Origin of the sequence: Geodermatophilus sabuli (assembly GCF_900215145.1) — a bacterium.
Taxonomy (GTDB): Bacteria; Actinomycetota; Actinomycetes; order Mycobacteriales; family Geodermatophilaceae; genus Geodermatophilus; species Geodermatophilus sabuli.
In genome coordinates this window covers 235,005-252,568 of the sequence record NZ_OBDO01000010.1, presented here as the reverse complement: position 1 = coordinate 252,568, position 17,564 = coordinate 235,005, and the positions used below count along the sequence as shown (strand labels likewise).

Genomic DNA, 17,564 nt, shown 5'->3' with positions numbered 1-17,564 from the left:
AGGGGGTCCTCCTTCACCCGGTGGGGTCGATCTCCTCGGGATCGCGGCCCAGCAGCACCGCCACCTGGTCGACGACGACGTCGCGCACCAGGTCGGCGAGGTCGTCGCGGTCGTGGGCGCGCAGCTCCAGCGGTCGCCGGTAGACGACGATCCGCGGCGGCACCTCGCGGCTGCCCTCCCGGTGGGCCGGCAACACGCGGGCCAGCGGGACGCTCCCGTCGTCGAGGACGTCGGCGTCGAGGACCACCTCGTCGGGGCTGGTGTGCTCCACCCAGGGGACGTCCTCGACGGCGAACTCCACGCCGGCCAGTTCCTTCTCCCACCGGCGCTCGAGGTCCTCGACCGCGTCGAGCACGAGGTCGTCGAACTGCTCGGCGCGGCTGCGGGCCAGCGGGACGCCGTCGGGCACCAGGCGCCCGCGCAGGCCGCGGCCGTGCCGGTCACGGCGGGAACGGGCGGATCGGCTCATGGCGAGTGCGAGCGTACGGCGGGCGCACGGAGAGCCGCCGGTCCTGCGCGTCGAGGCCGTCGTGGCGTCCTGGAGGGGTCCACGGGACCGTCGTGCAGCATGGGGCTGCTGCTGTTCGTCAGGGCCTGCGAATCGCGGTGTGCCTGATGCCAACGACCCCGGTACGCGTCTACTGTGCGGTGCGTGAGGAACCGGTGGTGAGGCAGTCACGTCGCTGCTCGCGCAGCGGCTGCGCGCAACCGGCGGCAGCGACTCTGACCTACGTGTACGCGGAGTCGACCGCTGTCGTCGGCCCGTTGGCGACCTTCTCGGAGCCGCACAGCTACGACCTCTGCGAGTTCCACGCCGAGCGGCTGACCGTGCCGCGCGGCTGGGAGGTCGTCCGGCACGAGATCGACGTCGAGGACTCCGGCCCGACCGGCGACGACCTGCTGGCCCTGGCCGACGCGGTCCGCGAGGCTGCCCGGCCCGAACCCCCGCGCAACCCGGCCGACGACGGCCGCGGCACGCGCCGGGGCCACCTGCGGGTCCTGCCCGACATCACCTGACGACCCCGCCCGGCCCGACCAGAGGCTCGCGCCGAGCCTGCGGCCGTGAGGAGGACGGGGTCCTCTAGGGTCGCTCGCGTGGCGGACCTCTCCTCGATCATCAAGGCCTACGACGTCCGTGGCGTCGTCCCCGACGAGTGGGACGAAGGTGTCGCCCGGCGCATCGGCGCCGCGTTCGCCGAGCTCATGGCGCAGGAGAGCGGCGCGACCGCCGTGGTCACCGCCCACGACATGCGCGAGTCGTCGGTGCCCCTGTCGCGGGCGTTCGCCGAGGGCGTGCTCAGCCGTGGTCTCGACGTCGTCGAGGCGGGGCTGGGCTCCACCGACCTGCTCTACTTCGCCGCCGGGTCCCTCGGCGTCCCCGGCGCGATGTTCACCGCCAGCCACAACCCGGCGCAGTACAACGGCATCAAGCTCTGCCGGGCCGGGGCCGCGCCGGTGGGCCAGGACTCCGGGCTGGCCACGGTCCGCGAGTGGGCCGAGCACGACACCTACGACCGCGTCCCGGACCGGACGGCGACGATCGCCCAGCGCGACCTGCTCGCCGGGTACGCCGCCCACCTGCGGTCGCTGGTCGACCTGTCGCAGATCCGGCAGCTGCGGGTCGTCGTCGACGCCGGCAACGGGATGGGTGGTCACACGGTGCCCGTCGTCCTGGCCGACCTGCCGCTGACCGTGCTGCCGATGTACTTCGAGCTCGACGGGTCCTTCCCCAACCACGAGGCGAACCCGCTGGACCCGGCCAACCTCGTCGACCTGCAGGCCGAGGTGCGCCGCACCGGTGCCGACATCGGCCTGGCCTTCGACGGCGACGCCGACCGGGTGTTCGTCGTCGACGAGCGCGGCGAGCCGGTGAGCCCCTCGGCGATCACCGCGCTAGTCGCGGTGCGCGAGCTGGCCAAGGGCCACGGGACGACGGTCATCCACAACCTGATCACCTCGCGGGCGGTCCCCGAGATCGTCCGCGAGCACGGTGGTGAGCCGGTGCGCACGCGCGTCGGGCACTCGTTCATCAAGGCGGAGATGGCCCGCACCGACGCCGTCTTCGGGGGCGAGCACTCCGCCCACTACTACTTCCGGGACTTCTGGCGGGCCGACACGGGCATGCTCGCCGCCATGCACGTGCTCGCCGCGCTGGGGGAGCAGAGCCGCCCGCTGTCGCAGTTGACCGCCGCCTACAGCCGGTACGCCGCCTCGGGTGAGATCAACTCCACCGTCGCCGACGCCGCCGGACGCGCGAAGGCCGTGCGGGCGGCCTTCGAGGACGAGGACGGCGTCACCGTCGACGAGCTCGACGGGCTGACGGTCGAACTGCCCGACGGCTCCTGGTTCAACCTGCGGGCCAGCAACACCGAACCCCTGCTGCGGCTCAACGTCGAGGCGCCCGACACGGCGCGGATGACCGAGCTGCGCGATCGAGTGCTGGAGATGGTGCGCGCATGACCACGCCCCCCACCGGTCCGCTGGGCCTGGACCCGGCCCTGCTGGAGATCCTCGCCTGCCCGGACACCCACCACAGCCCGCTGACGGTGGACGAGGCGGCCGGCGAGCTGCTGTGCACGACGTGCGACCGGGCCTTCCCCGTCCGCGACGGCATCCCGGTGCTCCTGCTCGACGAGGCGCGGCACCGCGCATGAGCTCGCCCGAGCTCGCGGAGGAGGTGTTCGACGACCTCGACCTGCTGCGCGCCCGTGACCCCCGCGGCCTCCTGCCGGCCGTCGCCGGGGCCGGCGCGCAGGTGCGGGAGACCGCCCGGCTGACCGAGGAGGCCGGTCTCGGGCGGGTCACCGCCGGGGGCCGTCCCCGCGGCCTGGTCATCGTCGCCCGGCGGGAGGGCGCGGTCGCCGCCTCGGTCCTGCGCGCCCTGCTCGGCCCGGCCAGCCCGGTCACGGTCGACGTCGTCCCCGGGCCGGACCTGCCGGTGTGGACCGGCCCCAGCGACATCGCCGTCGTCGCCACCCGGACCGGGGCGGGCCGATACGCGGTGACCCCGGCCTACGAGGCCGCCCGCCGCGGGGTGACGCTGCTGGGCATCGGTGCGGAGGACGCCCCGCTGCGCGCGGCGTGCTCTGCCGCCCGCGCCCCCTACGTCCCGCTGCCGCGGTCCCGGGTGCGGCACACCACGCTCTGGTCGCTGCTCACCCCGCTGCTCAAGCTCGCCGTCGACCTGGAGCTGCTGTCACCGGGCGCCGCCGACCTCGAGGCGATCGCGGCGGCACTCGACGAGGTCGCCGGCGAGTGCGGCCCCGCTCAGGACTCCTTCGTCAACCCGGCCAAGACCCTCGCGCTCGAGCTGCTCGACGCGCTGCCGGTGATCGCCGCCGAGGGGCCCCTCGCCGGCACCGCCGCCATCCGCATCGCCGACCAGCTGGCCACCCTCGCCGGCCTGCCCGCCACGACGTTCCGCATGCCCGACCAACGGGTGGCCGCCTGCTCCGTGTTGCGTGGCCCGCTGGCGCCCGAGGCGGGGGCCGACGACTTCTTCCGGGACCGCGCCGAGGACGCCGGCCGGCGCCTGCGGCTGATCACCATCCGCGACACCGACGCCGGCGAGCACGACGGCGCCGGTGAGCGTGAACCGCGGTCGGCGCGGGAGGCGCTGCAGGAGGCGCTGCGCACCGCGGCGGGCAACAACGTCCCGGTGAGTGGACTGGCCGAGCACGGGGAACCGGAGCGGTATGGCAGGTTGCCGCGGCTGGCCCGACAGCTGGCCGTGGCCGACTTCACCGCCGTCTACCTGGCGCTGGCACTGGACGCCGAGCGGGTGGCCCACGGCTGACCGTGCCGCCGCCGGGGGCGCGCTGCCCGTGCGGGTCGCGGCCGGACGGCCCACCATGACCGACACAGCACGCGCGTGCTGACCGACCGGAAGGACGCCCCGTGGCCGGTGGACTCGTAGCCCTGTTCGACGACGTGGCCCTGCTGGCACGCACGGCCGCCGCCTCGGTGGACGACATCGGCGCCGCCGCCGGGCGGGCCAGCGTGAAGGCGGCCGGTGTGGTCGTCGACGACACCGCCGTCACGCCGCAGTACGTGCACGGCCTGGCCGCGGAACGCGAGCTGCCGATCATCCGGCGCATCGCGGTGGGCTCGCTGCGCAACAAGCTGCTGATCATCCTCCCGGCGATCCTGCTGCTCAGCCAGTTCCTGCCGGTGCTGCTCACGCCGATCCTGATGATCGGTGGCGCCTACCTGTCCTACGAGGGCGCGGAGAAGGTCTGGCACAAGCTGCGCGGCCACTCCCACGCCCACGCGGAGGGGGAGGAGGCGGCCCCGGACGAGGACACCATCGTGTCCGGAGCCGTCCGCACCGACTTCATCCTGTCGGCCGAGATCATGGTCATCTCGCTCAACGAGGTCGTCGACCAGCCGTTCCTGTCCCGGACGGTGATCCTCGCGCTCGTCGCGCTCGGCATCACGGTCCTCGTGTACGGCGTCGTCGGTCTCATCGTGAAGATGGACGACGTCGGTCTGCACCTGTCCCAGCGCTCCGGCACGGGCGTGGCCCGGCTCGGCCGCGGGCTGGTGAAGGCGATGCCGCGGCTGCTGACCGCGCTCACCGTCGTCGGGACCGCCGCGATGCTGTGGGTCGGCGGGCACATCCTGCTGGTGGGCACCGACGAGCTCGGCCTGCACGTCCTGTACGAGACGGTGCACCACCTGGAGGAGGCCGCGCACGAGGCCACCGGCGCCGTCGGCGGGGTCGTGGGCTGGCTGGTCAACACCCTCGGCAGCGCGTTGCTCGGTCTCGTCGTCGGCCTGCTGATCGTGCTCGTCATGAACCTCACGGTGCACCGGTGGAAGGCCCGCTCCGGCGGCGGGGCCCACGCCTGACCGACCAGGGCACGCTGGGGGCATGAGCCGCACGCACCTGTCGCCGGAGCGCCGACGGGCCGACCGGGCGGCCCTGGCCGACGGCGTCGTCGACGTGCTCGTGGTCGGCGGGGGCGTGACCGGCGCCGGTGCCGCCCTGGACGCCGCCAGCCGGGGCCTGTCGGTGGGGCTGGTCGAGGCCCGCGACTGGGCGGCCGGCACCTCCAGCCGCTCCAGCAAGCTCATCCACGGCGGGTTGCGCTACCTGGAGCAACTGGCGTTCCCCCTGGTGCGGGAGGCGCTGCACGAGCGCGCGCGGCTGGTGCAGACGATCGCCCCGCACCTGGTCCGGCCGCTGTCGTTCCTGCTCCCGCTCACCGCCCCGGCCTGGCAACGCGCCTACTACGGCGCCGGGGTCGCGCTGTACGACGTCCTGAGCTCCGCGCTGGACGCCGAGCGGGTCGTCCCCTCCCACCGGCACCTGTCCCGGCGGGCGACGCTGGCGGCCTTCCCGGCGCTGCGCCCCGACGCGGTGGTCGGCGCCATCCGGTACTGGGACGCGCAGGTGGACGACGCCCGGCACACGCTCGCCGTCGTCCGGACGGCGGCCGGCTACGGGGCACGGGCGCTCTCCAGCGCCCGGGTGACCGGGCTGCTCCGGGACGGCGACGGCAGCAGCGCCCCGGTGGTCGGCGTGCGGGTGTCCGACCTGACCGACGGGTCGGCGTTCACCGTGCGGGCCCGCAGCGTGGTCGCCGCCACCGGCGTGTGGAGCGACGACATCGGCGCGATGCTCGGCGGGTCCGCACCCAGCCTGCGGGTGCGCGCGTCCAAGGGCGTGCACCTGGTCGTGCCCCGGTCGGCGATCGACGTCGGGGACGTCCCGGACGGCGAGCGGTCCGGGCTCATCCTGCGGACGCCGACCAGCGTGCTGTTCGTGATCCCGTGGGGCGCACAGTGGCTCATCGGCACCACCGACACCCCGTGGAAGCTCGACCGCGACCACCCGGCGGCCAGCAGCGCCGACATCGGCTACCTGCTCGACCAGGTCAACCGCGTGCTGTCGACACCGGTCACCGCCGACCAGGTCGTCGGGGTCTATGCCGGGCTGCGGCCGCTGCTGGCCGGTGAGGCCGACCAGACCAGCCGGCTGTCCCGCGAGCACGCCGTCGTCACGCCCGTTCCCGGGCTGGTGCTCGTGGCCGGCGGCAAGTACACGACCTACCGGGTGATGGCGGCCGACGCCGTCGACGCGGCGACCGCCGGGCTGCCCGGCGTCCCCCCGTCCCGGACCGCGCACCTGCCGCTCGTGGGCGCGCACCGCTGGGACGCCGTCGAGGGTCGCGCCGCCGAGCTCGCCGCCGCCAGCGGCCTGCCCGAGGACGCCGTCGACCGGTTGCTGCACCGCCACGGCGACCAGGTGACCGAGGTGCTGGCGCTGGTGCGCGCCGACCCGGCGCTGGGTCGGCCGCTACCCGGGGCGCCGGCCCACCTGGCCGCCGAGGTGGTGCACGCGGTCACCGCCGAGGGGGCTCTCCACCTGGACGACGTGCTCACCCGGCGCACCCGGGTGTCCATCGCCACCCCACACCGGGGCACCGAGTCGGCGCCGGCGGTCGCCGAGCTGATGGCCGGACCGCTGGGCTGGGACGCCGATCGCATCGAGCGTGAGATCGCGCACTACGGCGCCCGCGTGGCCGCCGAGCGCGAGTCCCAGCGGATGCCCGACGACCACACCGCCGACGCCGCGCGGCTGGGTGCGCCCGACGTGCGGTCCGCCGTGTGAGGAGGGATCCCCCCTGGGTCCCCTCGCAGGTCCGGGGACGCCCTGGAGGGGGCCGTCCGACGCTCGGAGTTCCTGGAGCCGACCGGATCGGGAGGTGGGACTGACCCGAACGGGGGAGCAATGCGGGTCGGGGCTCCATCCGGTACGTGATGGTTCCGACATACCCGGTGTGCTCGACTCACCACTAACCTCGTCACCGATGTGGCAGCTCACCAGTGCGGTCCGCTTCTACCCGTGGGGGAGTCGCACCGTCATCCCGGAGCTGCTCGGCCAGCCGAGCCCCTCCGAGCTCCCGCACGCCGAGCTGTGGATGGGGGCGCACCCGGACGAACCGAGCCTGCTGGCCGACGGGCGGTCCCTGGACCGGGCGATCGCCGAGGAGCCGGTGCGGCTGCTGAGCGCGCCGGTCGTCGAGCGGTTCGGCGCGCGGCTGCCGTTCCTCATGAAGGTGCTGGCCGCCGACGCCCCCCTGTCGCTGCAGGCGCACCCGACCATGGAGCAGGCTGCGGCCGGGTTCGCTGCCGAGGAGGCCGCCGGGGTCCCGCACGACGACCCGTCGCGGACGTTCAAGGACCCCTGGCACAAGCCCGAGCTCCTGCTCGCGCTCACCACCTTCGAGGCGCTGTGCGGGTTCCGGCCGGTCGAGGAGTCGCTGCACTGCCTGGCCAAGCTGCAGCTGCCCGAGCTCAAGCCGACGATCGCCGCCCTGGCGCGCGGCGGGCTGCGGGCGGCCATCCCGCAGCTGCTCGCCCTGTCCGGCCGGCGCCGGTCCTCCCTCGTGGCGGCGGTCGCCGAGGCGGCCGCCCGCTTCGTGACCGCCCACGACCCGGAGTTCATCAACACCTACCGCTGGGCCGCGACGCTGGCCGAGACCTACCCGGGTGACCCGGGCGTGGTCATCTCGCTGATGTGCAACCACCTCAAGCTGGCGCCGGGTGAGGCGGTGTTCCTCCCCGCGGGCAACCTGCACGCCTACCTCAGCGGTGCCGGGGTGGAGGTCATGGCCAGCTCGGACAACGTGCTGCGCGGCGGCCTGACCGCCAAGCACGTCGACCTCGCGGCGCTGATCGAGGTGCTCGACTTCAAGGACGGCCGGGTGCCGGTCATCCACCCCGTCCTCGGCCCCGGCGGGCTGCGCTACCCGGTGCCGGTGGAGGACTTCGACCTCACCCACGTCCAGCTCGACGAGCAGTCCGGCACGCTCACCACGCGCGGACCGCAGGTACTGCTGTGCACCGACGGGCGCGCCGTGCTGGCCGCGGCCGACGGCGAGCTGGTGCTCGAGAAGGGCCAGTCGGCGTTCGTCTCCGCCGGGGAGCCGATCAGCGCCCGCGGGCCGGCCGTGCTGTACCGCACCACCACACAGCTGCGCTGACGTCCGCGCCGGTGGACCCCACCGCGCAGGGGACGCCTGCATGTCGGCTCCCGTTCCGGGAGGATGGCGTCCATGTTGCTGTCCGTCGTCGTGCCCTGCCACAACGAGGAGCACGTGCTCTCGGAACTGGTGGACCGGGTCCGGGCGGCGGTGGAGCCCACCGGGGTCGACCTCGAGATCGTGCTGGTCGACGACGGCAGCAGCGACCGGACGGTCGAGGTCCTGCGGCAGCTCAGCGCCGAGGACCGCCGGGTGCGCTACGTGTCGCTGAGCCGGAACTTCGGCAAGGAGTCGGCGATGCTGGCCGGCCTCGCCTACGCACTGGGCGCCGCCGTCGTGATCATGGACGCCGACCTCCAGCACCCCCCGCGGCTGATCGCGGACATGCTCGAGCTGCACCGCCAGGGCCACGACCAGGTGGTGGCCCGCCGGACCCGCGACGGCGACGCGTTCGGCCGCACGCTGCTCTCGCGGACCTACTACCGGCTGGTGAACTCCCTCGTCGAGGTCCGGATCGAGGACGGCGTCGGCGACTTCCGGCTGCTCAGTCGACGCGCGGTGGACGCGCTGCTGCAGTTGGGCGAGTACAACCGCTTCTCCAAGGGCCTGTTCGCCTGGATCGGCTTCCCGACGGCCACGATCGACTACCGCAACGAGGCCCGGTACGGCGGGGACGCGAGCCGCTGGACGCTGCGCCGGCTGCTCAACTACGGCATCGACGGCGTGATGTCGTTCAACAACGCCCCGCTGCGGCTGGCGATCTACGTGGGCCTCGTGGTCACCGCGCTGGCGTTCGGCTACACCGCGTTCCTCGTGGTGGCGGCCATCGTCGACGGCGTCACCGTGCCCGGGTACATCACGCTCGTGGCCGCGGTCATCGGACTGGGCGGGCTGCAGTTGCTCTTCCTCGGGGTGATCGGCGAGTACGTCGGCCGCATCTACTACGAGTCCAAGCAGCGACCCCACTTCCTCGTCGCCGAGTCCAGCGACAACCACGAGCCGACCGTCCGGCCGCGGCGTACCCGGGCACCGGCACGCAGCACCGTCGTGGTCGGCAACTACGTCGCCACCGACGGCATCACCGACGGCATCACCGACGGCGCGGCGCGGCGCGCACCGGTGGGCACTCCGCGCGCGCCACTGCCGCCCCCGGGTGCGGGGAGCGCACGGCCCGCGCACCGGGTCGATGGGGGGAGCGGCACACGACCGGCCGTCGACGGGGGCGCGGCCCCCGGGGACACCGCGCCGTGGAGGTGATCCCGGCCCGCCTGCGTCCCGTCGTCCGTTTCGCCGCCGTCGGTGTCGTGAACACCGGGGTCTACTACGGCACCTACCTGCTGCTGCGCACGGTCATGCACTACCTGGCCGCCCACCTGAGCGCCATCGCGGTGGCGATGGTCGTGTCGTTCTTCCTCAACTGCTACTGGACCTTCCGCACCCGGCCGACCTGGCGGAAGTTCGCGCTCTGGCCGCTGACCAACGCGACGAACTACGTGATGACGACGGTGGGGGTGGTGGTGCTGGTCGAGTGGGTCGGCCTGGGTGAGCGCATCGCCCCGCTGGTGGCCGCGGCGGCCGCGATCCCGGTGACCTACCTGCTGTCCCGGCGGCTGCTGGCCGGCCGGCGGCCGGTGCCCGTGGCCGCCGGCGGCGAGGACGGCCGGTGACGGCCGGCACGCACGAGCAGCCGGCGTCCGTGGCGCCGCCCGGAGCCGCCGTCGACGCGGGAACCGGGCCGGCACCTCGGCGGCGCCGGCGGGTGCCGGAGTGGCTGGTCGCCTGGGGCGTCGGAGCGCTGGTGTGGGCGCTGGGCGTCATCCCGCAGTGGCGCGGCGACTTCTTCTACTACGTTGGCGACCAGCACGAGCAGTTCGCCCCGCTGTGGCACCTGTTCGGCCAGCAGCTTCGCGCCGGGCAGTGGCCGGCCATGGACCCGGCCGGCTGGGTGGGCGGCAACTACGCCGCCGAGGCGCTGACCGGCATCTGGAACCCCGTCGTCCTGCTCAACTCCCTGCTCGTCTCGACCTTCGACAACCTGTCGCTGGCCGCGTTCGTCGTGATGGTCGAGTTCCTCGGCGTGCTCGCCATGGGCGTGTTCCTGCTCGCCCGCGGTTACGGTGCCGCCCGGTGGCCGGCGGCCGTGGTGGCGACGGCCCTGCCGGTCGCCGGCTTCACCCTCTGGTACGAGGCCTCCGGGTGGCCGGCCGGGCTGATGGCCTTCACCTGGGTCACGCACTTCTGGTGGTCCGCACACCGGCTGACCCGGGGCCGGCTCAGCCCGGTGGTCCCGTTCCTCTTCGGGTTCCTCGCGGTCACCACCGGCAACCCCTACGGCCCCCTCGGGCTGGCGGTCGTGGTGGCTGCGCTCGGCATCGACCTGCTCGTCCGCCGCCAGTGGGGCCGGCTGGCTCACCTGGCCGTGGTGGGGGTCTGCGTCGGGACGGTGGCCCTGCTGGTCTTCCTGCCGCTGCTGGGTGCGACCCCGGTGTCCTCGCGGGAGCAGTTGGCCGACGTCGTCAACGACACGTTCCTCGTGCCCGACCTCGGCGACCTCGCCGCGGCCAGCTCCCCGAGCTACCTGCCCTCGATCACCAACTGGAACGGCGCGCTGCTGGAGAGCGTCCCCTCCACGTACCTCGCCTGGTTCGTCCTGCCGCTGCTGCCGTGGCTGCGCTGGGACCGGCTGCGCCGCCGCGCCCGCATGCTCGTCAGCGTGTTCGTCGTGCTCGGCTGGTACCTGCTGGCCACGCTGGGCCCGTCCAACCTCTGGCTGTTCCGCTGGCCGGTGCGCCTGGTCGAGTACCTGTGGCTGCCGGTCGCGGTCCTCGTGGCCGTCGTCCTGACCGCCGGGCTCGCGACGGATGGTGTGCGCCGCCGCGCGGTCCTCAGCGGAGCGGTCGTCGTCGGCGGGGCCTACCTGGCGTGGGCGGCGCAGCCGGCCGGTCTCGGCGGGGTCCACCTGGCCGGCGTGCTGCTCGTCGGTGTGTTCACCGCGCTCGCCGTGCTGGCCGGTCGCCGCCGCGGGCTGCCCGCGCTGGGTGCCGTGGTGGTCCTCGGCACCGCCGCCGTCCTGACCTTCCAGACGAGCGTGTTCCCGGCCCGTCCGGAGGGCAGCCCCCCGCCGGTCCTGCCCGCCTACGACCTGGCCGAGGCGGCGGAGGGCATGTCCGCGTACGAGGGCACGGTCCTGCAACTGGCCGCCCTGGCCGACGTCACCACCGAGCAGATGCGCGGCGGCGAGATCCTCTTCGGCAACCTGCCGCGGGCGGCCGGGGCGTCCACGGTGACCAGCTACAGCGGCATCGGGTTCCGCGAGTTCACCGCCGAGCTGTGCATGGACTACCGGGGGGCGGTCTGCCCGGAGGCGGTCGACCGCGTCTGGCAGCCGGCCGGCCCGGGCTACGACGTCCCGCTGGTCGACGCCATGGAGGTGTCGACGCTGGTCGTGCAGCGGTCACTTCGGCCGGACGTCGTGGAGGCCGGGCCGCCTCCGGGGTGGCGGGTGGCGCTCGAGACGCCGGCCCGCGTGGTGTGGGTGCGGGAGGAGCCCCTGGCGGACGACGGCCGCGTGTCGTGGGCGTCGCCGGGGACCGACGTCCTCGCCGACTCCGCCACCGCGCAGCGCGAGGAGGTCCGCTACCGCGCCGAGGACGCCGGCCGTCTGCTGTTCACCCGCCTGGCCTGGCCCGGCTACACCGCCACCGTCGACGGCCGGCCGACCACGGTGGTCGACGGCCCGGTGGGCCTGCTGGCGGTCGAGGTCCCGGCCGGCGAGCACACGCTCGTGGTGGAGTACCGGGCACCCGGACTGCGGGCCGGTGCCCTCGCCGCCGGGGCCGCCGCGCTGGTGGTGCTCGTCCAGTCCGCCGTCTGGTGGTGGGGCCGCCGTCGCCGTCGTCCCACCCGTCCGTGACGGTTCGCCGACGCAGCGCCACACCGGACCGGCACGGCAGCACACCCGCCGGTCAACTCACCGCGGACGTCGCCGAGTTGCGGTCCGGCGGCGACCGCCCCGGTTACGGTCGCGCGCAGTCCATCACCGCTCGACGGGAGTAAGCGCTCTCATGGTCCTTTCATCGCAGACGACCGTCTCCCAGACGCGTGCATCGGCGGCGACCCCGGTGGACGAACGGCTGCTGGTGCAGCGCACCCTCTTCGCCGGGCCCTTCCCGGAGGCTCCCGCCGAGCTGTACAGCCGGGCCGAGCGGGGTGCGGCGGTGCGCGAGCGCGACCGCGTCGTCCTGGACGGCTTCGCCGTCTTGTCCACCAACACCTACTTCGGCCGCTTCCCGGCGTCCTACTGGCAGCGCTGGACCTCCGCGGACCGCGTCGAGGTCACGCTGGTCGCCAGCGGATCCGGGCTGATCCGTCTGCTGGCCTCCGACAGCAAGGGCATCTCGCGGACGGTGTCCACCGCCCGGGTGACCGACGCGGAGGCCGAGCACGTGCGGCTGAGCGCGGCCATCGACCGGTTCGTCGACGGCGGCGCCCTGTGGCTGGAGTTCGAGACCGCAGATGCGCCGCTCACCGTCTCGCAGGCCCGGTGGACCGTCCCGGCAGTCCGGCGCCGGCGTGCCACGGTCGTGGTGATCTGCACCTACAACCGGGCCGACGACTGCATCGCCACCCTGCAGACCCTCGCGTCCGACGTCGAGGTCGCCTCGGGGCTGAGCGCGGTCTACGTCATCGACCAGGGCACCGACACGGTCGACTCGCGGGCGGCGTTCCCGCAGGTGCAGGAGGCACTCGGGTCGCTGCTGCGCTACGTGCAGCAGCCGAACCTCGGCGGCGCCGGCGGCTTCACCCGGGGCATCTTCGAGGCGATCCGCAACGAGACCGTCGACCGGGTCAACCTGCTGCTGATGGACGACGACATCCGGCTGGAGCCGGACACGGCGGTGCGCCTGACCGGCCTCGCCGACGCCGCCACGAAGCCGATCCTGGTCGGCGGCCAGATGCTGAACCTGTTCCACCCGGAGCGGCTGCACGTCGGCGCCGAGTCCGCGGACCTCGACATCCTGCGGGCGGGGCTGCCGGTCCCCGACGCGCTGACCAACGCCGATGTCACCGAGCAGCGGCAGGAGGTCCGGGTCGACGCGGCGTACAACGCCTGGTGGACCTGCCTGATCCCCTCCGAGGTGGTCTCGGCGGTCGGCTACCCGCTGCCGGTCTTCTTCCAGTGGGACGACATCGAGTTCGGCCTGCGCGCCCGGGAGGCAGGCTTCCCGACCGTGACCCTCCCGGGGGCGGGGGTGTGGCACGCGGACTTCGCGTGGAAGAACTGGGACGACTGGTCGCGCTACTTCAGCTTCCGCAACTCGCTGATCACCAGCGCCCTGCACGGCGACTTCGACCGTTCCCGCATCGTCGAGCACCTGGCCCGGCAGCTGGCCAACTACCTCGTCTCGATGCGCTACGGGCTCGCGGTGCTGATGCTCAAGGCCGTCGAGGACTTCCTGCGCGGGCCGGAGGTGCTCGCCGACGGCGGCGCCGCCGTGTCGCGGGAGATCCGCGCGCTGTGGTCCTCCCATCCCGAGACGAAGAACCACCCCGCGTCGGCGGTGCCCGGGGTGGACGCCGACACGGTGGAGCGCGCCGTTCCCGCGGGCACGCCGTCCATGCCGAAGTCGGTGCTGGCCAAGCGGGTGCTCTGGCAGCTGCTCGGGAAGGCGCGGGGCAAGGCCGCCGTCGCGGACGCCGACGCCTACTGGTGGCACGTGTCGCTGTTCGAGACCGCCGTGGTGACCGACCCCTCGCAGGAGGGCGTGCGGGTGCGTCGCTACGACCGACAGCTGATGCGCGAACTCGGCCGGCGGGGGGCCACGGTGCTGTGGCGGCTGACGCGCGAGGGCGAGCGGGCCCGGGACCAGTGGCGGGCCGGGGTCCCGGAACTGACCTCCCGCGCGGCGTGGAGCCGGTTGTTCGACAGCCAGTAGCGCGGACCGCGGCAGGCCGGCAACCGCTAGGTTCGCCGGGAGGTCCGGTGCCGACCCAGGGCGGCCGCCGGGCGGAGGAGGCGGACGCATGTCGCGAGCACGACGGCAGCAGGGACGGGGCAGGGTCGAGCAGGCGCTGCGACGGTGGCTGGTGCGGACGGTGGTGGCGCCCGCCGAGGCCCGGCTGGCGCGGGTGGTCCGCGAGGTCGTCGCCGCCGAGGTCGACCGGGCGATCGGCGCCGTCCACGAGATGGAGTTCCGTGCGCGCCGGGACCTGCTCGCCGCGGGGGAGCGGGACGCGGCCATCGGCTCGGCGCGGTTCGCCGCGCTGACGATGCCGACGGCCCGTGCCTTCCACGACCGGGAGAGCACCCTGGAGTACGGGGTGCAGATCGCCCCTCGCGGTGGGCTGGCGCTGGAGTTCGGGGTGTTCGAGGGGCGGTCGCTGGAGGTCATCGCGCGGGAGCGCGGCCGCCGGGAGGTCTACGGCTTCGACTCCTTCAAGGGTCTGCCGGAGGACTACCGGCCGCACGTCCGTGCGGGCGCCTTCGCCGTGGGTGGGCTGCCGGACGTGGCCGGTGCCGAGCTGGTGGTCGGCTGGTTCGAGGACACCCTGCCCGGGTTCCTGGACGGCCACCCCGGCACCGTCGACCTCGTGCACGTCGACGGCGACCTCTACTCCTCGGCGGTGACGGTCCTGGACCTCGTCGGTCCGCGGCTGGCCGCGGGGTCGGTGCTCGTCTTCGACGAGTTCTTCAACTTCCCGGGCTGGGAGCAGCACGAGTTCCGGGCCTGGCAGGAGTGGCTGGCGCGCACCGGCGCGCAGGTGGAGTACGAGGCCTACACCTCCAACAACGAGCAGGTCGTCGTCCGGATCACCGACCCCGGGAGGCCGTGAGCCGGGCGTGGCTCGCCCGCGCCCGCGGGACGGCGGCCTAGCGTCGAGGCCTGTCGTTCCGCGCCGGGGAGGCCCGTGACCGTCCGCACCACCGTTGCCGCGCGCCGGCTCCGTGCCGGCGTGCTGTCCACCCTGGCCGCACTCGCGCTCGCCGCCGGTCTCAGCGGCTGCGACCTGCTCGCGCCGGAGGACGGCGGCCCGCCCACCGGCGTCCTCTCCGACGTCGAGGCGCAGGCGGTGATCGCCGGGGCCCCGCCGGGGTCGGCGCTGGCGGTCCTCGGCGAGCTGGCGGTCAAGGGCCGGGCGCCGGGCACCGGGTACGAGCGCGACCGGTTCGGCGACGGCTGGGTCGACGTCGACCGCAACGGCTGCGACACGCGCAACGACGTGCTGGCCCGCGACCTGACCGGGGAGACGTTCCGGCCGGGCAGCGACTGCGTAGTCCTGACCGGCACCCTCGACGACCCCTACTCCGGGCGCACCATCGAGTTCCGTCGCGGTCAGGACACCAGCGACGACGTGCAGATCGACCACGTCGTCGCGCTGTCGGACGCCTGGCAGAAGGGCGCCCAGGGCTGGGACGCCCAGCGGCGCACCGAGTTCGCCAACGACCCGCTGAACCTGCTGGCCGTCGACGGGCCGCTCAACATGCAGAAGGGGGCGGGCGACGCCGCGACGTGGCTGCCGCCGAACCGCTCCGTCCGCTGCGCCTACGTGGCGCGGCAGGTCGCGGTGAAGTCCGGGTACGGGCTGTGGGTGACCCGCGCCGAGCACAACGCCGCGGCCACCGTGCTGTCCGGCTGCCCGGACCAGCCGCTGCCCGGCGACGGCGGGCCGGCGCCGGAGCCGGCGCCCTCCGCGGACGTCTCCTACGCCGACTGCGGCGCCGTCCGCGCGGCCGGCGCGGCCCCCATCCACCGCGGCGAGCCGGGCTGGCGTGACACCTTCGACGGCGACGGTGACGGCGTCGGCTGCGAGTAGCCGCGCAGGATCAGCTGGGCTGATCGTGGGGTGTCCTGGCTCAGGGCCGGAGCTGAGCCAGGACGCGGTTCGATCAGCTGGGCTGATCATCGGGGAACCCGCGTATCCTGGACGACGGCTCGAGCCCCGCCGAAGCCTCGGCATGCTCGCTCGCCCGGCCGCGACGGCCGGACCCACAGCGACCGACGAAGGCCCGCCCGTCAGGGCCCGGGCCGATCACTGGAGCGACATGACCGCCAGCACTGGCACCCGCGTACTGACCGACGGCGACTTCAAGGTCGCCGACCTCTCCCTGGCGCCGTTCGGCCGCAAGGAGATCCGGCTCGCCGAGCACGAGATGCCCGGCCTGATGGCGCTGCGCGCCGAGTACGGCGACCAGCAGCCGCTGGCCGGCGCCCGCATCGCCGGCTCACTGCACATGACCGTGCAGACCGCCGTCCTCATCGAGACGCTCACCGCGTTGGGCGCCGACGTCCGCTGGGTGAGCTGCAATATCTTCTCCACCCAGGACCACGCCGCCGCCGCGATCGTCGTCGGCGACGGCACCGCCGAGGAGCCCGCCGGCGTCCCGGTGTTCGCCTGGAAGGGCGAGACGCTGGAGGAGTACTGGTGGTGCACCCAGCGCCTGTTCGAGTTCCGCGACGAGTCCGGTGCGGTCGTCGGCCCGAACATGGTCCTCGACGACGGCGGTGACGCCACGCTGCTGGTGCACCTGGGCACCCGCTTCGAGGCCGACGGCGTCGTCCCGGACACCACGGAGGCCGACTCCGAGGAGTACGGCGTCATCCTCGACGTCCTCCGCGGCACGCTGGCCGAGGACGGGCAGTACTGGACACGCATCGGTCAGGGCATCGCCGGCGTCACCGAGGAGACGACCACCGGCGTCATGCGCCTGTACGAGCTGGCCCGCGACGGCCGGCTGCTGTTCCCGGCGATCAACGTCAACGACTCGGTCACCAAGAGCAAGTTCGACAACCTCTACGGCTGCCGGCACTCGCTGATCGACGGCATCAACCGTGCCACCGACGTCATGATCGGCGGCAAGGTCGCCGTGGTGTGCGGCTACGGTGACGTCGGCAAGGGCTGCGCGGAGTCGCTGCGCGGCCAGGGCGCCCGGGTGATCGTCACCGAGATCGACCCGATCTGCGCGCTCCAGGCGGCGATGCACGGCTACGAGGTGACCACCCTCGAGGAGGTCATCGGCAAGGCCGACATCATCATCACGGCCACCGGCAACAAGGACATCATCACGGCCGACCTGCTCTCGCAGACCAAGCACCAGGCGATCGTCGGCAACATCGGCCACTTCGACAACGAGATCGACGTGGCCGGGCTGGCCCGCACGCCGGGCATCACCCGGACGACGATCAAGCCGCAGGTCGACGAGTGGCGGTTCGCCGACGGCCACACGATCATCTTGCTCTCCGAGGGCCGGCTGCTGAACCTGGGCAACGCCACCGGGCACCCCAGCTTCGTGATGAGCGCGTCGTTCTCCAACCAGGTGCTCGCCCAGATCGAGCTGTGGAACAACCGCGCCGCCTACGAGGGCAAGACCCCGGGCGTCACCGTGCTCCCGAAGAAGCTCGACGAGCACGTGGCGCGGCTGCACCTCGACGCGCTCGGCGTGAAGCTGACCGAGCTGACCAAGGTGCAGGCCGACTACATCGGCGTGCCGGTCGAGGGCCCGTTCAAGTCCGACCACTACCGCTACTGAGCGGACCCCGCTGCCCCCCACCGCTCGCAGGCTCACGGTGGGCC

The 17,564-nt window shown here is 73.8% G+C and carries 15 protein-coding genes; 14 read left to right on the top strand and 1 reads right to left on the bottom strand.

Annotated features, from left to right (window positions below):
* Positions 1 to 13: 13 nt before the first annotated feature.
* A complete protein-coding gene (locus CRP39_RS21240; protein ID WP_097208363.1) occupies positions 14 to 469 on the bottom strand; it encodes a metallopeptidase family protein in 456 nt (151 codons plus the stop codon).
* Positions 470 to 615: 146 nt separating this feature from the next.
* Between CRP39_RS21240 and CRP39_RS21235 the strand changes: the two genes are divergently transcribed.
* The 14 genes from CRP39_RS21235 (at position 616) to ahcY (ending at position 17,520) form a co-directional block, all read left to right on the top strand.
* On the top strand, positions 616 to 1,017 hold the full coding sequence (locus CRP39_RS21235; protein ID WP_221201485.1) for a DUF3499 domain-containing protein: 402 nt from the start codon (positions 616 to 618) through the stop codon (positions 1,015 to 1,017).
* Positions 1,018 to 1,095: 78 nt separating this feature from the next.
* On the top strand, positions 1,096 to 2,460 hold the full coding sequence (locus CRP39_RS21230) for a phosphomannomutase/phosphoglucomutase (protein WP_097208361.1): 1,365 nt from the start codon (positions 1,096 to 1,098) through the stop codon (positions 2,458 to 2,460).
* Positions 2,457 to 2,654: a Trm112 family protein gene (locus tag CRP39_RS21225; protein WP_097208360.1), complete on the top strand. Its 198-nt coding sequence runs from the start codon at positions 2,457 to 2,459 to the stop codon at positions 2,652 to 2,654. Before CRP39_RS21230 ends, CRP39_RS21225 begins: the two co-directional genes overlap by 4 nt.
* Complete coding sequence (locus tag CRP39_RS21220; protein ID WP_097208359.1) at positions 2,651 to 3,796, top strand: SIS domain-containing protein; 1,146 nt, start codon at positions 2,651 to 2,653, stop codon at positions 3,794 to 3,796. Before CRP39_RS21225 ends, CRP39_RS21220 begins: the two co-directional genes overlap by 4 nt.
* A gap of 101 nt (positions 3,797 to 3,897) precedes the next feature.
* Positions 3,898 to 4,851 (top strand): DUF808 domain-containing protein, encoded by a 954-nt coding sequence (locus CRP39_RS21215; protein WP_097208358.1) that lies wholly within the window; start codon positions 3,898 to 3,900, stop codon positions 4,849 to 4,851.
* A gap of 22 nt (positions 4,852 to 4,873) precedes the next feature.
* Positions 4,874 to 6,616, top strand: a complete 1,743-nt coding sequence (locus CRP39_RS21210; RefSeq protein ID WP_097208357.1) for a glycerol-3-phosphate dehydrogenase/oxidase — start codon at positions 4,874 to 4,876, stop codon at positions 6,614 to 6,616.
* Positions 6,617 to 6,815: 199 nt separating this feature from the next.
* Positions 6,816 to 7,991, top strand: a complete 1,176-nt coding sequence (manA, locus tag CRP39_RS21205) for a mannose-6-phosphate isomerase, class I (protein WP_097208356.1) — start codon at positions 6,816 to 6,818, stop codon at positions 7,989 to 7,991.
* 72 nt (positions 7,992 to 8,063) lie between these two features.
* A complete protein-coding gene (locus CRP39_RS21200; protein WP_097208355.1) occupies positions 8,064 to 9,248 on the top strand; it encodes a glycosyltransferase family 2 protein in 1,185 nt (394 codons plus the stop codon).
* Positions 9,239 to 9,658, top strand: a complete 420-nt coding sequence (locus CRP39_RS21195; RefSeq protein WP_216359848.1) for a GtrA family protein — start codon at positions 9,239 to 9,241, stop codon at positions 9,656 to 9,658. The genes CRP39_RS21200 and CRP39_RS21195 overlap by 10 nt, the downstream gene beginning before the upstream one ends.
* Positions 9,655 to 11,904 (top strand): hypothetical protein, encoded by a 2,250-nt coding sequence (locus tag CRP39_RS21190; protein ID WP_216359847.1) that lies wholly within the window; start codon positions 9,655 to 9,657, stop codon positions 11,902 to 11,904. The genes CRP39_RS21195 and CRP39_RS21190 overlap by 4 nt, the downstream gene beginning before the upstream one ends.
* Before the next feature lie 208 nt (positions 11,905 to 12,112).
* A complete protein-coding gene (locus CRP39_RS21185; RefSeq protein WP_216359846.1) occupies positions 12,113 to 13,927 on the top strand; it encodes a glycosyltransferase in 1,815 nt (604 codons plus the stop codon).
* An 88-nt stretch (positions 13,928 to 14,015) separates the two neighbouring features.
* Entirely contained in the window at positions 14,016 to 14,825 is an 810-nt protein-coding gene (locus CRP39_RS21180) for a class I SAM-dependent methyltransferase (RefSeq protein WP_097208353.1), read from the top strand.
* A 75-nt stretch (positions 14,826 to 14,900) separates the two neighbouring features.
* Positions 14,901 to 15,806: a GmrSD restriction endonuclease domain-containing protein gene (locus CRP39_RS21175; protein ID WP_245854015.1), complete on the top strand. Its 906-nt coding sequence runs from the start codon at positions 14,901 to 14,903 to the stop codon at positions 15,804 to 15,806.
* Positions 15,807 to 16,035: 229 nt separating this feature from the next.
* A complete protein-coding gene (ahcY, locus tag CRP39_RS21170; RefSeq protein ID WP_097208352.1) occupies positions 16,036 to 17,520 on the top strand; it encodes an adenosylhomocysteinase in 1,485 nt (494 codons plus the stop codon).
* Positions 17,521 to 17,564 lie beyond the last annotated feature (44 nt).

What these genes read in the sequence shown, in the direction of transcription:
- CRP39_RS21240 (WP_097208363.1), bottom strand. Translation starts at nt 469, where the DNA reads ATGAGCCGATCCGCCCGTTCCCGCCGTGACCGGCACGGCCGCGGCCTG.
- CRP39_RS21235 (WP_221201485.1), top strand. Translation starts at nt 616, where the DNA reads ATGCCAACGACCCCGGTACGCGTCTACTGTGCGGTGCGTGAGGAACCG.
- CRP39_RS21225 (WP_097208360.1), top strand. Translation starts at nt 2,457, where the DNA reads ATGACCACGCCCCCCACCGGTCCGCTGGGCCTGGACCCGGCCCTGCTG.
- CRP39_RS21220 (WP_097208359.1), top strand. Translation starts at nt 2,651, where the DNA reads ATGAGCTCGCCCGAGCTCGCGGAGGAGGTGTTCGACGACCTCGACCTG.
- CRP39_RS21210 (WP_097208357.1), top strand. Translation starts at nt 4,874, where the DNA reads ATGAGCCGCACGCACCTGTCGCCGGAGCGCCGACGGGCCGACCGGGCG.
- manA (WP_097208356.1), top strand. Translation starts at nt 6,816, where the DNA reads ATGTGGCAGCTCACCAGTGCGGTCCGCTTCTACCCGTGGGGGAGTCGC.
- CRP39_RS21200 (WP_097208355.1), top strand. Translation starts at nt 8,064, where the DNA reads ATGTTGCTGTCCGTCGTCGTGCCCTGCCACAACGAGGAGCACGTGCTC.
- CRP39_RS21180 (WP_097208353.1), top strand. Translation starts at nt 14,016, where the DNA reads ATGTCGCGAGCACGACGGCAGCAGGGACGGGGCAGGGTCGAGCAGGCG.
- ahcY (WP_097208352.1), top strand. Translation starts at nt 16,036, where the DNA reads ATGACCGCCAGCACTGGCACCCGCGTACTGACCGACGGCGACTTCAAG.